Annotated in this window: 13 protein-coding genes; 8 read left to right on the top strand and 5 right to left on the bottom strand. The window is 56.2% G+C overall.

Annotated elements, in window-relative coordinates; translation table 11 throughout:
* The first annotated feature begins 78 nt into the window (after positions 1-78).
* Together msrA and L362_RS02460 are read left to right on the top strand one after the other, a co-directional pair.
* A complete protein-coding gene (gene msrA / locus L362_RS02455; protein WP_008501428.1) occupies positions 79-720 on the top strand; it encodes a peptide-methionine (S)-S-oxide reductase MsrA in 642 nt (213 codons plus the stop codon).
* A 211-nt stretch (positions 721-931) separates the two neighbouring features.
* Positions 932-2,269 (top strand): polyamine export protein PaeA, encoded by a 1,338-nt coding sequence (locus L362_RS02460; protein ID WP_008501429.1) that lies wholly within the window; start codon positions 932-934, stop codon positions 2,267-2,269.
* 71 nt (positions 2,270-2,340) lie between these two features.
* Here the strand turns inward: L362_RS02460 and L362_RS02465 are convergent, their stop codons facing one another.
* Entirely contained in the window at positions 2,341-2,547 is a 207-nt protein-coding gene (locus L362_RS02465) for a DUF1107 domain-containing protein (protein WP_008501430.1), read from the bottom strand.
* Between the two features lie 324 nt (positions 2,548-2,871).
* Here L362_RS02465 and L362_RS02470 point away from each other — a divergent pair, with 324 nt between their 5' ends.
* Positions 2,872-3,429, top strand: a complete 558-nt coding sequence (locus tag L362_RS02470; protein WP_008501431.1) for a YtfJ family protein — start codon at positions 2,872-2,874, stop codon at positions 3,427-3,429.
* Here the strand turns inward: L362_RS02470 and cysQ are convergent.
* Positions 3,423-4,163 carry a 3'(2'),5'-bisphosphate nucleotidase CysQ gene (cysQ, locus tag L362_RS02475; RefSeq protein WP_023345310.1) on the bottom strand — a complete coding sequence of 247 codons (741 nt, stop codon included), beginning with the start codon at positions 4,161-4,163 and terminating at the stop codon, positions 3,423-3,425. The genes L362_RS02470 and cysQ overlap by 7 nt on opposite strands.
* A 190-nt stretch (positions 4,164-4,353) precedes the next feature.
* Between cysQ and L362_RS02480 the strand changes: the two genes are divergently transcribed.
* Entirely contained in the window at positions 4,354-6,297 is a 1,944-nt protein-coding gene (locus tag L362_RS02480) for a bifunctional 2',3'-cyclic-nucleotide 2'-phosphodiesterase/3'-nucleotidase (RefSeq protein WP_023345309.1), read from the top strand.
* A 91-nt stretch (positions 6,298-6,388) separates the two neighbouring features.
* Here the strand turns inward: L362_RS02480 and L362_RS02485 are convergent, their stop codons facing one another.
* Positions 6,389-6,775: a winged helix-turn-helix transcriptional regulator gene (locus L362_RS02485; RefSeq protein ID WP_008502885.1), complete on the bottom strand. Its 387-nt coding sequence runs from the start codon at positions 6,773-6,775 to the stop codon at positions 6,389-6,391.
* Between the two features lie 84 nt (positions 6,776-6,859).
* Between L362_RS02485 and L362_RS02490 the strand changes: the two genes are divergently transcribed.
* The 3 genes from L362_RS02490 to L362_RS02500 all read left to right on the top strand — a co-directional run bounded on the left by L362_RS02490 (position 6,860) and on the right by L362_RS02500 (position 9,655).
* Entirely contained in the window at positions 6,860-7,708 is an 849-nt protein-coding gene (locus L362_RS02490; RefSeq protein ID WP_023345308.1) for an SDR family oxidoreductase, read from the top strand.
* Positions 7,709-7,789: 81 nt separating this feature from the next.
* A complete protein-coding gene (locus L362_RS02495) occupies positions 7,790-8,614 on the top strand; it encodes an AraC family transcriptional regulator (protein WP_023345307.1) in 825 nt (274 codons plus the stop codon).
* A 75-nt stretch (positions 8,615-8,689) separates the two neighbouring features.
* The gene (locus L362_RS02500) at positions 8,690-9,655 is read left to right on the top strand and encodes a DMT family transporter (protein WP_023345306.1); all 966 of its coding nucleotides are present in this window, start codon (positions 8,690-8,692) and stop codon (positions 9,653-9,655) included.
* An 87-nt stretch (positions 9,656-9,742) separates the two neighbouring features.
* On the opposite strand, the gene L362_RS02505 is transcribed toward L362_RS02500, so the two are convergent.
* A complete protein-coding gene (locus tag L362_RS02505) occupies positions 9,743-11,392 on the bottom strand; it encodes a methyl-accepting chemotaxis protein (protein ID WP_008502889.1) in 1,650 nt (549 codons plus the stop codon).
* Positions 11,393-11,636: 244 nt separating this feature from the next.
* Here L362_RS02505 and ytfE point away from each other — a divergent pair, with 244 nt between their 5' ends.
* Positions 11,637-12,299 carry an iron-sulfur cluster repair protein YtfE gene (ytfE, locus tag L362_RS02510; RefSeq protein WP_023345305.1) on the top strand — a complete coding sequence of 221 codons (663 nt, stop codon included), beginning with the start codon at positions 11,637-11,639 and terminating at the stop codon, positions 12,297-12,299.
* A gap of 86 nt (positions 12,300-12,385) precedes the next feature.
* Here ytfE and cycA read toward each other — a convergent pair whose 3' ends face one another.
* Positions 12,386-13,795: a D-serine/D-alanine/glycine transporter gene (gene cycA, locus L362_RS02515; RefSeq protein WP_008502891.1), complete on the bottom strand. Its 1,410-nt coding sequence runs from the start codon at positions 13,793-13,795 to the stop codon at positions 12,386-12,388.
* Positions 13,796-13,981: the final 186 nt, after the last annotated feature.

Raw genomic sequence — 13,981 nt, 5'->3', positions numbered from 1 at the left:
ATTCAGCGCATTTATTGTGTTCAATTAAACGCGCCGTGACAACCTTAACCGAAACATCGCACCCCGGGAGGCCCCACCGTGAGTTTATTCGACAAAAAGCATCTGGTTTCACAAGCTGATGCATTACCGGGACGCAACACCCCTATGCCTGTGGCAACTTTACACGCCGTCAATGGCCATTCCATGACTAACGTTCCTGATGGCATGGAAATCGCCCTGTTCGCTATGGGCTGCTTCTGGGGCGTTGAGCGCCTCTTCTGGCAGCTGCCTGGCGTTTACAGCACGGCAGCTGGCTACACGGGCGGTTACACGCCGAATCCAACCTACCGCGAAGTCTGCTCCGGCGAAACCGGCCATGCGGAAGCGGTACGCGTAGTGTACGACCCGACGGTAATCAGCTACGAACAGCTCCTGCAGGTCTTCTGGGAAAACCACGACCCGGCGCAGGGCATGCGTCAGGGCAACGACCACGGCACGCAGTACCGCTCGGCTATCTATCCGCTCACCCCTGAGCAGGATGCCGCCGCGCGCGCCAGCCTTGAGCGTTTCCAGCAGGCCATGCGTGAAGCGGGCGATACGCGCGAGGTGACCACGGAAATCACCACCGCGAAACCGTTCTACTACGCCGAGGACGATCACCAGCAGTATCTGCATAAAAACCCGTACGGCTACTGCGGAATCGGAGGTATCGGCGTCTGCCTGCCGCCACAGCTGGCCTGATTATCAGCCGTTAGATCGTCGCCCGTACCGGGCAGCACCCGCTGTCCGGTCTGTTTTATGTAAAAATGTGACCTCTGGCAGATTTACATCTCTTTACGCTATACTAGCCGCTGAAATAATCGGCTCAACGCTACGAGCTGATGTTCAATGTGTTTCCACACAAATGGTATCAACTCCCCTTCTGAGGATCTGGCGAGAAGCCGGATAAACTATGTTAAACAGTATTTTAGTAATACTTTGTCTGATTGCCGTCAGTGCATTTTTCTCGATATCCGAGATCTCGCTGGCCGCGTCCCGTAAAATCAAACTGAAGCTGCTCGCCGACGAGGGCAACATCAACGCCTCTCGCATTCTCAAAATGCAGGAAAACCCCGGTACGTTCTTTACCGTGGTGCAAATTGGTCTGAACGCGGTGGCTATCCTGGGCGGTATCGTGGGCGATGCGGCATTTTCCCCGGCGTTTTATAGCCTCTTTGCGCAGTACATGTCCGCCGAACTGGCCGAACAGCTGAGCTTTATCCTCTCCTTCTCGCTGGTGACCGGGCTGTTCATCCTCTTCGCCGACCTGACCCCGAAACGCATCGGTATGATTGCGCCAGAAGCCGTGGCTTTGCGTATCATCAACCCGATGCGCTTCTGCCTGTTTGTGTTCCGCCCGCTGGTGTGGTTCTTCAACGGCCTGGCAAACGTCATTTTCCGCATCTTTAAGCTGCCGATGGTGCGTAAAGATGACATCACCTCTGACGACATTTATGCGGTCGTGGAAGCCGGTGCCCTGGCCGGGGTACTGCGCAAGCAGGAACACGAGCTGATTGAGAACGTATTCGAACTGGAATCCCGTACCGTGCCCTCTTCCATGACGGGCCGTGAAAGCATTATCTGGTTCGATTTACATGAAGATGAGCAGAGCCTGAAGAACAAAGTGGCGCAGCATCCGCACTCCAAGTTCCTGGTCTGTAATGAAGATATTGACCACATCATCGGTTACGTCGACTCCAAAGACCTGCTGAACCGCGTGCTGGCGAACCAGAGCCTGGCGCTGAACAGCGGCGTGCAGATCCGCAATACCCTGATTGTGCCGGACACCCTGACGCTCTCAGAAGCGCTGGAAAGCTTCAAAACCGCCGGGGAAGACTTCGCGGTGATCATGAACGAATACGCGCTGGTGGTGGGTATTATCACCCTCAACGACGTCATGACCACGCTGATGGGCGACCTGGTAGGCCAGGGGCTGGAAGAGCAGATTGTTCAGCGTGACGATAATTCATGGCTGATTGATGGCGGCACGCCAATTGAAGACGTGATGCGCGTGCTGGATATCGACGAGTTTCCGCAGTCCGGAAACTACGAGACCATCGGCGGTTTTATGATGTTTATGCTGCGTAAGATCCCGAAACGTACCGACTCGGTGAAGTTCTCCGGCTACAAGTTTGAAGTGGTGGATATTGATAACTACCGCATCGACCAGCTGCTGGTGACGCGCATCGACAACAAACCGACCGTACTGGTGCCGAAGCTGCCGGATGCGGAAGAGAAGGTGTCGGCGTAAGGTTCCTGCCCCCACAAACATCAACGGCTCCCATCGGGAGCCGTTTTTTTAACTACTGCATAGCACGTTGGTTAAGCCATCTCAGTTTGCAGACGCATAACCTGACGGTTGACTTCGGACATCACAGACAGGTGCTGTTTGTCCTTCACTTTTGGGACAAGGATTTTGCCCTTATCAAACTCAAAAGCGCCAACATCCTTGATATACAACCGTCCACGGAACAGGATCTTCACGTACTTCGCCACCTGAAGCGGGTTGTAGCGTTGGAAAATTTTCATTCTTGTATCTCCTGCGAATCATACGCTCTTGCGGTGCCACAATCGGCCCGACTGTCCTGAGCGCAAATTTTAATGCCCAATGACTATAGACCAGAACTACGGTGTTACCCAGTGTGCATAAGTTTATTTACCGTTTGATTACAATTATTCAGAATAATCTTTGCAAAGCGTGACTGAGCGCAGTATAAGCCGTCGTTTTTTCATGGATATGTGCGTTCACCCGCAAAGTGGCATCGGGATTGCGGGAAAACCACATTGATCGCACTTATCATTAAAAGTGCATGACCAAGTGGTCGGATCACCTGCAAACAATAAGGAAACGCCATGACCCTACGTAATATCCTTGCAGCAGCCTGCCTGCTGCTGCCCCTGTGGGCGAGTGCTCACAACATTGAAAAAGGACAACGTGTACCGCCAGTCGGCATTGCTGACCGGGGAGAATTGATTCTCGACAATGATAAGTTTAGCTACAAAGCCTGGAATAGCGCGCAGCTCGCGGGCAAAGTGAGAGTTGTACAACATATTGCCGGTCGTACATCTGCAAAAGAGAAAAATGCCAACCTGGTGGAGGCGATCAAGGCGGCAAAATTCCCACACGATCGTTACCAGACCACCACGATCGTGAATACCGATGACGCCATTCCGGGCTCCGGGATGTTTGTGCGTTCAAGCCTTGAGAGCAATAAAAAGCTCTACCCATGGTCGCAGTTTATCGTCGACAGCAACGGCGTCACCCGTAAGGCCTGGCAGCTGGAGGAAGAGAGCTCTGCGATTGTCGTGCTGGATAAGAACGGCCGCGTACAGTGGGTGAAAGACGGGGCGCTAACCCAGGAAGAAGTGCAGCAGGTTGTCGACCTGCTGCATAAGCTGCTGGCTCAATAAAGAGAGACGCGGAAGCCGGGGTTGAGGAAGGATTCGCGCGGGGTGTAGTCCAGCGGCTTGCCCTGCCAGTCATGAACGTGCGCCCCGGCGGCCGCAGCCACGGCGTGCCCGGCGGCGGTATCCCAGACGTTCGTCGGCCCAAAGCGGGGATAGAGCTGCGCCTGTCCTTCCGCCACCAGGCAGAATTTCAGCGATGAGCCAATCGAGGTGGTCTGGTGTTCACCCAGCTGCTGCAGATACTCCTGCAGCTCGCTGTCGCTGTGCGAGCGGCTAATCACCACCAGCGGCGGACGCGCGTCGCGCACCTGGATCTGCTTGCGCACGCCGCACTCTTCCTTCCACGCCTTCCCTTCTGCAGCACTGTACATCACCTTCATGACCGGCGCGTAGACCACGCCCAGCACCGCTTTACCCTTCTCAATCAGGGCGATATTGACGGTGAATTCACCGTTGCGCTTGATGAACTCTTTTGTCCCGTCCAGGGGGTCCACCAGCCAGTAGCGCTGCCAGTGCTGGCGCTCTTCCCAGCTTTGCGGCGCTTCTTCTGACAGGACGGGGATGTCCGGCGTTATGGCCTGTAACCCTTTCAGGATCACCTTATGCGCCGCGATATCTGCCGCCGTGACCGGAGAGTCGTCCGCTTTGCTGACAACCTCCATGGGTTTACTACCGTCATACACCTGCATGATGGCATCCCCCGCATCCCGTGCGAGCTGACAAATTTTATCTAGCATTTTCCACCTCTTTGTTAACGCAGTGAGGTTAACTCTTTGTTTTAGTTATATCGTAATGTGAACAATTCCGCTATCTGTGAAGCAATTCCGGTTTCAGGTTGCTTTTTTCTGTCAGGATTCACATTTATGTAAGCAACACGTTATAGATACATACTCTTTTGTGGCCTGGATCGAAAAAAGGACTCTTCTGATGATTAAGTTTAGCGCAACGCTCCTGGCGACGCTGATTGCGGCGAGCGTGCAGGCAGCGACGGTCGATTTACGTATTCTGGAAACGACCGATCTGCACAGCAACATGATGGATTTCGATTACTACAAAGATACCCCGACGGAAAAATTCGGGCTGGTACGCACGGCGAGTTTGATCAATGCGGCGCGCGGCGAAGTGAAAAATAGCGTGCTGGTCGATAACGGCGATCTCATTCAGGGCAGTCCGCTCGGGGACTACATGGCGACCAGGGGGCTGAAAAAAGGCGAGATCCATCCTGTTTATAAAGCGATGAACACCCTGGACTATACCGTCGGTAACCTCGGCAACCATGAATTCAACTACGGTCTGACATACCTGCATGATGCCCTGGCAGGCGCAAAATTCCCGTACGTTAACGCCAATATCATCGACGTTAAGACCCAAAAGCCGCTTTTTACGCCTTACCTGATTAAAGAGACTGAGGTTGTCGATCAGGACGGGAAAAAACAGACGCTGAAAATCGGCTACATCGGTTTTGTCCCGCCGCAGATCATGACGTGGGATAAGGCCAACCTCGACGGTAAGGTGACCGTTAACGACATCACCGAAACCGCGCGTAAATACGTGCCGGAAATGCGCGAAAAAGGCGCCGATCTGGTGGTGGTGGTTGCCCATTCCGGCCTCTCCGCCGATCCATACCAGGCCATGGCAGAAAACTCCGTTTACTACCTGAGTGAGGTCCCGGGCGTCGATGCGATCCTGTTCGGCCACGCCCACGCGGTCTTCCCGGGCAAAGACTTTGCCAGCATTAAAGGGGCGGATATTGAGAAAGGGACGCTTAACGGCGTGCCGTCGGTGATGCCGGGCATGTGGGGCGACCATCTTGGCGTGGTGGATCTGGTGCTGAATAACGACGGCGGCCGCTGGAAGGTCACGCAGTCAAAAGCCGAAGCGCGCCCAATTTACGACGCGGCAGCGAAAAAATCGCTGGCGGCGGAAGATAAAAAACTGGTCGACGTGCTGAAGCACGATCACGACGCCACGCGCGAATTCGTCAGCAAGCCGATCGGCAAATCCGCCGACAGCATGTACAGCTTCCTGGCGCTGGTGCAGGACGATCCGACCGTTCAGGTCGTCAACATGGCGCAGAAAGCCTATGCCGAACACTTTGTGCAGGGCGATCCGGATCTGGCGAAACTGCCGGTGCTCTCCGCCGCTGCGCCATTCAAAGTGGGTGGGCGTAAGAATGACCCGGCAAGCTATGTGGAGGTCGAAAAGGGCCAGCTCACCTTCCGTAATGCCGCCGATCTCTATCTCTACCCGAATACGCTGGTGGTGGTTAAAGCCACCGGGAAAGAGGTAAAAGAGTGGCTGGAGTGTTCTGCCGGACAGTTTAACCAGATTGACCCACACAGCAGCAAGCCGCAGTCGCTGATTAACTGGGACGGCTTCCGCACCTACAACTTCGACGTGATCGACGGCGTGAACTACCAGATTGACGTCACCCAGCCGGCGAAATATGACGGCGAGTGTCAGGCGATCAACCCGCAGGCGGAGCGCATTAAAAACCTGACCTTCAACGGCAAGGCGATCGACCCGAATGCCACTTTCCTGGTGGTGACCAATAACTACCGTGCCTACGGCGGTAAGTTTGCCGGTACGGGAGATAGCCACATCGCCTTTGCCTCGCCGGACGAGAACCGCTCTGTGCTGGCGGCGTGGATCAGCGCGGAGTCGAAAAAGGCCGGCGAAATTCATCCGGCGGTGGATAACAACTGGCGTCTGGCGCCGATCCACAGCGATACGCCGCTGGATATCCGCTTTGAAACATCACCGTCCGAGAAGGCAGCGGCATTTATTAAGGAGAAGGCGCAGTATCCGATGAAACAGGTCGCGACGGATGATATTGGGTTCGCGATTTATCACCTGGATTTAAGTAAGTAGCGGCGATTGTGCCGGGTGGCGCTTCGCTTACCCGGCCTACGGGATGGAAGATTATGGGTAGGCCGGGTAAGGCGAAGCCGCCACCCGGCTTTTACGCCGCGCGATCGTCCCGATTCGCCATCACCTTCGGCGTATTCACCTCAATCCAGTCCGCCAGCGCGGCGACTTTCTCGCTGACCTCGATCCCCATCGGGGTCAGGCTATACTCTACGTGCGGCGGCACAACCGGGTACGATACGCGATCGACAAACCCGTCCTGCTCCAGCGCCTGAAGCGACTGGGACAGCATCTTTTCGCTCACCCCGCCCATTTTACGGCGCAGATCGCTAAAGCGATGCGTTCCCTGGCGCAGCGCCAGCAGAATCAGTACCCCCCAGCGGCTGGTAACGTGTTTGAGCACCTCTCGTGAAGGGCACTGTTCCGCGAAGAGATTGCCATCGCGCAATTGTTCGCTGAGCGTCGGTATCGTTGTTTTCATACTTACCTTTTTGTACGTACTTACTAAAAGTTAGCTATGGTGCTAGTGTGCCACAACACCAGACAAACACGAAGGAGATTCATCATGATCGCGATTACCGGCGCCACCGGCCAGCTTGGCCATCTCGTTATCGAACAGCTGTTGAAAACCGTACCGGCTAACCAGATTGTGGCTATCGTACGTAACCCGGCAAAAGCTGAAGCCTTAAGCCAGCAGGGAATTGTGGTTCGTCAGGCGGACTACACGGATGAAGCCGCATTCACCGCCGCGCTGAACGGCGTGGATAAGCTGCTGCTGATCTCGTCCAGCGAAGTCGGCCAGCGCGCGACCCAGCACCAGAACGTGATTAACGCCGCCAAAGCGGCAGGGGTGAAATTTATCGCCTACACCAGCCTGCTGCATGCGGATACCTCGCCGCTCGGTCTGCACGTTGAACACGTTGCCACTGAAAAAGCGCTGGCGGCGTCCGGCATTCCTTATGCCCTGCTGCGCAACGGCTGGTATACCGAAAACTATCTGGCGAGCGCGCCGCCTGCGCTGGAACACGGCGTGTTTATTGGTGCGGCAGGCGAAGGCAAAATTGCCTCTGCCACCCGCGCAGACTATGCCGCGGCGGCAGCGAAAGTGATTGCTGAAGAGGGCCATGCGGGCAAGGTGTATGAACTGGCGGGCGACCACGGCTGGACGCTGAGCGAACTGGCGGCTGAACTCAGCAAACAGAGCGGAAAGCCGGTCACCTACCAGAATCTCAGCGAAGCGGAGTTTGCTGCCGCGCTGAAAAGCGTCGGCCTGCCTGCCGGGCTGGCGGATATGCTGGCGGACTCCGACGTGGGCGCCTCGAAAGGCGGCCTTTTCGACGACAGCCGCACCCTGAGCAAACTGATCGGGCGCCCAACCACTACGCTGGCGGAGAGCATTAAAGCCATCCTGTAATGGTTACGGGATGGTTATTTTTTGTGGCATCCCCTCGGGTCATCTTTGATAATGAAAAGATGACCCACGAGGAGGCTCACCGTGCAAGGCGTACCGGAACAGTTTAATGATGAAAGAGACAGCGCGCGCTTTCGCCATCTGGCGCAGCTGCCGGGCCTGGAACTGTATCACGCGCATATTTCTGACTACGCCTTTGAGCCTCACACCCATGAAGCCTTCGGCATCGGCACGATTGAAACCGGTGCCGAACGCTTTCGCTATCGCGGCAGCCAGCATCTCGCGGCGGAGAAATCCGTCGTTACCATGAACCCGGACGAGATCCACACCGGCGAATCCGCCACCGAGGGCGGCTGGCGCTACCGGATGGTCTATATCGAACCCGATCTGCTGGAAGAGGTGACCGGCCTCCGGCACTGGTGGTTCAGCGACGTGACCCGTCATGATCCGTTACGCTCACAGCAAATCGGCAGGCTCATTTACGGCTTGTGGCACACTGACGATCCGCTTGCGCAAAAAGGATTACTGCTGGATCTGATTGAGACCTTCCAGCCGTTTGCCCACCACGCGCAAAGGGTTCAGGAAGGCGCGCACCGCTTCGAACGGGTACGCGAGTACCTGCACGACAACTATATGCGCGCTCTGACGCTGGACGAGCTGGCCAGCGTCGTCTCGCTCAGCCCGTATCATTTCCAGCGCCAGTTCAAAGCCCATTTTCACGTGACGCCGCATCAGATGCTGATGGCCATTCGACTCTGGCGCGCCAAAGCGTTTCTCACCCACGGCATGCCCGCCGCAGAGGTTGCCGCCGCAACCGGGCTGACCGATCAGTCACATCTGACCCGCGCGTTTACCCACCGCTACGGCATTACGCCCGTGCGCTACCAGAAGCAGGTTACACGGCGCTAATGCGCAATCTCATACAATACGCGCGCATTCGCCCCTCCTACACTGACTACAGCGTAAATACCTGTGGATGGAAAAATGATTAGTGGAGTGTTGTATGCCCTGCTGGCCGGGATGATGTGGGGACTGATTTTTGTCGGCCCGCTGATCGTGCCCGAGTATCCGGCAATATTGCAGTCGACCGGACGTTATCTGGCGCTGGGGCTGATTGCCCTGCCCCTGGCGTGGCTGGGACGCGCGCGCTTGCGCCAGCTCAGCCGTCAGGACTGGGGGACCGCACTGGCGCTGACCATGATGGGCAATCTTATCTATTACGTTTGCCTCGCGAGTGCCATTCAGCGTACCGGTGCGCCGGTATCGACCATGATTATCGGCACGCTGCCGGTCGTCATTCCCGTCTTTGCTAACCTGCTCTACAGCCACCGCGATGGCAAACTGGCGTGGTCAAAAATGGCCCCGGCGCTGGTCTGCACCGCCCTGGGGCTAATATGCGTTAATATTGCCGAGCTGCGCCATGGGCAGGGCGATGTTGACCTGTGGCGGTACGGTTCTGGCATTCTGCTGGCGTTCATTTCCGTGGCGTGCTGGGCATGGTATGCCCTGCGCAACGCGCGCTGGCTGCGTGAGAACCCGGACAAGCACCCGATGATGTGGGCGACGGCGCAGGCGCTGGTCACGCTGCCCGTATCCGTCGTGGGGTATCTCGGCGCATGCCTCTGGCTGGGCCATCAGCAGCCGGACTTCGTCCAGCCCTTCGGGCCAAGACCCTGGGTGTTCATTGGCCTGATGGTTGCGATCGCGGTGCTGTGCTCATGGGTGGGCGCGCTGTGCTGGAACATTGCCAGCCAGAAGCTGCCGACGGTGATCTTAGGGCCGCTGATTGTCTTCGAAACCCTGGCCGGACTGCTTTATACCTTCCTGATGCGCCAGAGCGTGCCGCCGCTGTTCACGGCCTGCGGGATCGTGCTGCTGGTTGTGGGGGTGGTGATGGCGGTGAGAGCGAAGCCGGAAAAACCGAGGGTTGTTCCGGCATCGGAGGTGTGATATTTGCCGGGTGGCGGCTCCGCCTTACCCGGCCTACAAGGAGCCGTTTCGTAGGCCGGGTAAGCGCCAGCGCCACCCGGCATGATGTTAAAACGTTTCCCAGTTTGCTTCAGACGCCGCCGCGACAGGCTGCGCTTTTGGCACATAGGTTTTTACCGGCGCCGCTTTGACCGCCTGGTTGCGGGTAATTTTGAACACCGCCACCGCTTCGTTCAGGCGTGCAGCCTGATCTTCCAGCGCCGCCGCCGCGGCCGCAGACTCCTCCACCAGCGAGGCGTTCTGCTGGGTCACGCGGTCCATCTCGGCTACCGCCTGGCCCACCTGGTCGATACCGCGGCTCTGCTCGTCAGAGGCCGAAGCAATTTCGCCCATAATGTCGGTGACGCGGGTAACCGCATTGACGATCTCAGCCATCGTGGCCCCGGCTTCGTTAACCAACTGCGAGCCCGCGCTCACGCGTTCGCCGGAGTCATCGATCAGCGCTTTGATCTCTTTCGCCGCCTGAGCGCTGCGCTGCGCAAGGGTACGCACTTCCCCTGCCACCACCGCAAAGCCACGGCCCTGCTCGCCTGCACGGGCCGCTTCCACCGCCGCGTTCAGCGCCAGAATATTCGTCTGGAAGGCAATCCCGTCGATCACGTTGGTAATTTGCGCGATTTTGCTGGAGCTGGTGGCGATTTCGTCCATCGTCCGCACGACGCCTTCCACCACGTTACCGCCCTTCTTCGCCGTGGAGGAGGCATCCAGCGCCAGACGGGAAGCCTGACGCGCGTTATCGGCGTTCTGCTTCACGGTTGCCGTCAGCTGCTCCATGCTGGCAGCAGTCTCTTCCAGAGACGCGGCCTGCTGCTCGGTACGGGAAGAGAGATCGTTACTGCCTGCGGAGATTTCGCCTGCACCGGTGTAAATCGTATCTGCGCCTTCGCGCACCACGCCCACGGTGTTCGCCAGCGAAGTTTGCATCTCCTGCACGTTACGCGCCAGGATGGCCATTTCATTTTTACCGTCGGCCTGAATCGGCTGGGTGAGATCGCCTGCCGCAATGGCGCGAATATGGTTAATCACCTCTTCCAGAGGCAGCAGCAGCACGCGGCGCATCGCAATCCAGCTGGAGATAATCACCACAATCACCAGCAGCATGACCGCAGAGAGGATCCACAGGATGCGTTTGTAATCACTTTCGTTATCCTGAATGCCTTTATCCGTGAGCGCGGCCTGCGCTTCACGCCATTCACGATAAACCGTCTGCATCGCATTCTGTTTTTGTTCAGCATTCTGCTTGAACATATCTTCCAGATTGCCCTGGCTCAGCAGAACATTCATTTGCGTCAGCGTTGCAGAGTAAATGCGGTACTGCTCCTCGAGTTGGTTGGTCAGGTTCTCATCCAGGCCTGGCGTATTCGGCAAGGCATAGTATTTATCGTAATGAACCTGGGCTTCAGTCAGCAGATTTTTCGCCGTGGTCACCAGCTCATTCAGCTGACCACCGTTAATTTGCGAGGCCATGCTGCTTTGCAGGCGCAGCATTCCGCGGTTCAGGGTGACGCGCGCCTGGTTCAGACTGATCCACGCATCGGTAAACTCCGCCACGTTCTTGCTGGAGAGCTGCGACACGGTAAAGTTGTCTTTATCGTTATTCAGGGCGTTGATAAAGATACCGGCGGAAATCACTTGCATGATGCCGAGCACAAGCAGCACCGAAATCAGAAGGGTAATGACTTTTATACGTTTAAACATGCGTTGCCTTTGTTATATGCAGGTTTGTCTGACGTGGATATATCGGCAGGTGCAGCGGGTTGTTTACTGTTTCTCCACCTTTAAAAAGTTTCGAAACCACTTTCCTGAACCCATTCAGAGAGTTAAATCGGATATTTTTTTGTGATCTGCATCTCATTTTTACCCGTTCCTCTAAAGGGTTATAGCGTCGCTTAAAAGATGTATTTAATATGCACTTTATATTACTGATGATGAGGTAACTGCTATGGCCTTTCGCGACCAACCCCTGGGCGAGCTGGCGCTCTCCATCCCTCGCGCTTCTGCGCTGTTTCGCAAATACGATATGGACTACTGCTGCGGCGGTAAGCAAACCCTGGCACGGGCGGCCTTACGCAAAGAGCTGAACGTTGAGGTGATTGAAGCCGAGCTGGCGAAGCTGGCCGAGCAGCCCGTCGACAAAGACTGGCGAACCGCTCCGCTCGCAGAAATCATCGACCACATCATCGTGCGTTACCATGACCGTCACCGTGAACAGCTGCCGGAGTTGATCCTGCAGGCGACCAAAGTCGAGCGCGTGCATGCCGACAAACCTTCCGTACCGCGCGGTCTGGCGAAATACCTGACCCTGCTGCACGAAGAGCTTTCCAGCCACATGATGAAAGAAGAGCAGATCCTCTTCCCGATGATTAAACAGGGAATGGGAAGCCAGGCGATGGGGCCCATCAGCGTGATGGAAAGCGAGCATGATGACGCGGGCGAACTGCTGGAAGTGATCAAACACACCACCCACAACGTCACGCCGCCGCCAGAAGCGTGCACAACGTGGAAAGCGATGTACAACGGCATTAACGAGATGATTGACGACCTGATGGAACACATCAGCCTTGAGAACAACGTTCTGTTCCTGCGGGCATTAGCGGGGGAATAAAAAAGCCCGGTGGCGCTAGCGCTTACCGGGCCTGCAAGGTCCTCGAACGTAGGCCGGGTAAGCGTCAGCGCCACCCGGCAACATGCTTAACGCATGCCAGCCATCCGTTTCTTACCGATAAACATCCAGCCCAGCCCCAGCGCGATAAACCACAGCGGCGTGACGATCAGCGCCTGACGGGTATCATCTTCCAGCGTCAGCAGAACCAGCACGAAGACGAAGAACGCCATGCACACCCAGCACATCAGCTTGCCCAGCGGCATCTTGTAGATCGATTTTTCATGCAGGTGTGGGCGCTGTTTGCGGTACACCAGATAGGAACAGAGGATGATGGTCCAGACGAACATAAACAGGATCGCTGAGACCGTGGTAATCATGGTGAACGCGCCAATCACGCTTGGGTTTACGTAGAGCATCACCACGCCGCCCAGCAGGCACATGCAGGAGAAGGTCAGCCCTTTCGCAGGTACCGCACGCTTAGACAGCTTGGCGAACGCGCTCGGCGCCACGCCTTCCTGCGCCAGACCAAACAGCATACGGCTGGTTGAGAACACGCCGCTGTTCGCGGAAGACGCCGCTGAGGTCAGCACCACAAAGTTAATCAGGCTCGCTGCCGCAGGCAGCCCCACCAGCACGAACAGCTCAACGAACGGGCTCTTGCTTGGCACCACCGAGCTCCACGGCGTCACGGACATAATGATGATCAGCGCGAAGACGTAGAACATGATGATACGCACCGGAATGGAGTTGATGGCGCGCGGGAGAGATTTCTCCGGATCTTTGGTTTCCGCAGCGGTCGTTCCGACAAGCTCAATCCCTACAAACGCGAACACCGCAATCTGGAAGCCGGCAAAGAAGCCGCTAATGCCTTTCGGGAACCAACCTCCATCATTCCACAGATGGGTAAACGACGCCTGAACGCCGGTTGGTGACTGGAAGTGGGTGAGCACCATCACCAGGCCTACTACGATGAGCCCAACGATGGCCACGATTTTGATCATCGCGAACCAGAACTCCATCTCACCGAACATTTTAACGGTGGCGAGGTTCAGGCTCAGCAGCAGAACAATAACCGCCAGCGAGGCCACCCAGTCCGACAGCCCGGGGAACCAGAACTGCGCATAGGCGGTTATCGCCACGACGTCCGCCATACCGGTCACGACCCAGCAGAACCAGTAGGTCCAGCCGGTGAAATAGCCCGCCCATGGCCCGAGCAGGTCTGAAGCGAAGTCGCTGAAGGATTTGTATTCGAGGTTCGAGAGCAGCAGCTCACCCATTGCACGCATCACGAAGAACAGCATAAAACCGATAATCATATAAACGAATATGATTGACGGTCCGGCGAGACTGATGGTTTTGCCTGACCCCATAAACAGCCCGGTACCGATGGCACCCCCAATAGCAATGAGCTGAATATGACGGTTTGTGAGATTGCGCCGTAGCGACTGTTCAGACGACGCCTCTTCGTCGGCGACGACTTTGACCTGATCTACCATGTGATATTTTCCTGTTTATGCCTGTCTGTGTTGTTAAGGCTCTTCTGGCCTTTAAATACGTCAAAAAAATGACGTTCCCTTGTTAGGGCTAATCGATATTAGGTAAGAATCGGCGGGATGAATACTATGATTTAGATATTATGTTAATAATATGTTGAAAGTGAGTGTCATATCACTCATGCAGCG

The sequence above is a fragment of the Enterobacter sp. MGH 16 genome (genome assembly GCF_000493175.1).
Taxonomy (GTDB): Bacteria; Pseudomonadota; Gammaproteobacteria; order Enterobacterales; family Enterobacteriaceae; genus Enterobacter; species Enterobacter roggenkampii.
This window is presented reverse-complemented; position numbering and strand designations above follow the sequence as displayed.

Coding starts and splice junctions, on each gene's coding strand:
- ytfE (WP_023345305.1), top strand. CDS start 11,637: ATGGCCTTTCGCGACCAACCCCTGGGCGAGCTGGCGCTCTCCATCCCT.
- L362_RS02485 (WP_008502885.1), bottom strand. CDS start 6,775: ATGAAAACAACGATACCGACGCTCAGCGAACAATTGCGCGATGGCAAT.
- cycA (WP_008502891.1), bottom strand. CDS start 13,795: ATGGTAGATCAGGTCAAAGTCGTCGCCGACGAAGAGGCGTCGTCTGAA.
- cysQ (WP_023345310.1), bottom strand. CDS start 4,163: ATGCTAGATAAAATTTGTCAGCTCGCACGGGATGCGGGGGATGCCATC.
- L362_RS02505 (WP_008502889.1), bottom strand. CDS start 11,392: ATGTTTAAACGTATAAAAGTCATTACCCTTCTGATTTCGGTGCTGCTT.
- L362_RS02470 (WP_008501431.1), top strand. CDS start 2,872: ATGACCCTACGTAATATCCTTGCAGCAGCCTGCCTGCTGCTGCCCCTG.
- L362_RS02500 (WP_023345306.1), top strand. CDS start 8,690: ATGATTAGTGGAGTGTTGTATGCCCTGCTGGCCGGGATGATGTGGGGA.
- L362_RS02460 (WP_008501429.1), top strand. CDS start 932: ATGTTAAACAGTATTTTAGTAATACTTTGTCTGATTGCCGTCAGTGCA.
- L362_RS02480 (WP_023345309.1), top strand. CDS start 4,354: ATGATTAAGTTTAGCGCAACGCTCCTGGCGACGCTGATTGCGGCGAGC.
- L362_RS02465 (WP_008501430.1), bottom strand. CDS start 2,547: ATGAAAATTTTCCAACGCTACAACCCGCTTCAGGTGGCGAAGTACGTG.
- L362_RS02490 (WP_023345308.1), top strand. CDS start 6,860: ATGATCGCGATTACCGGCGCCACCGGCCAGCTTGGCCATCTCGTTATC.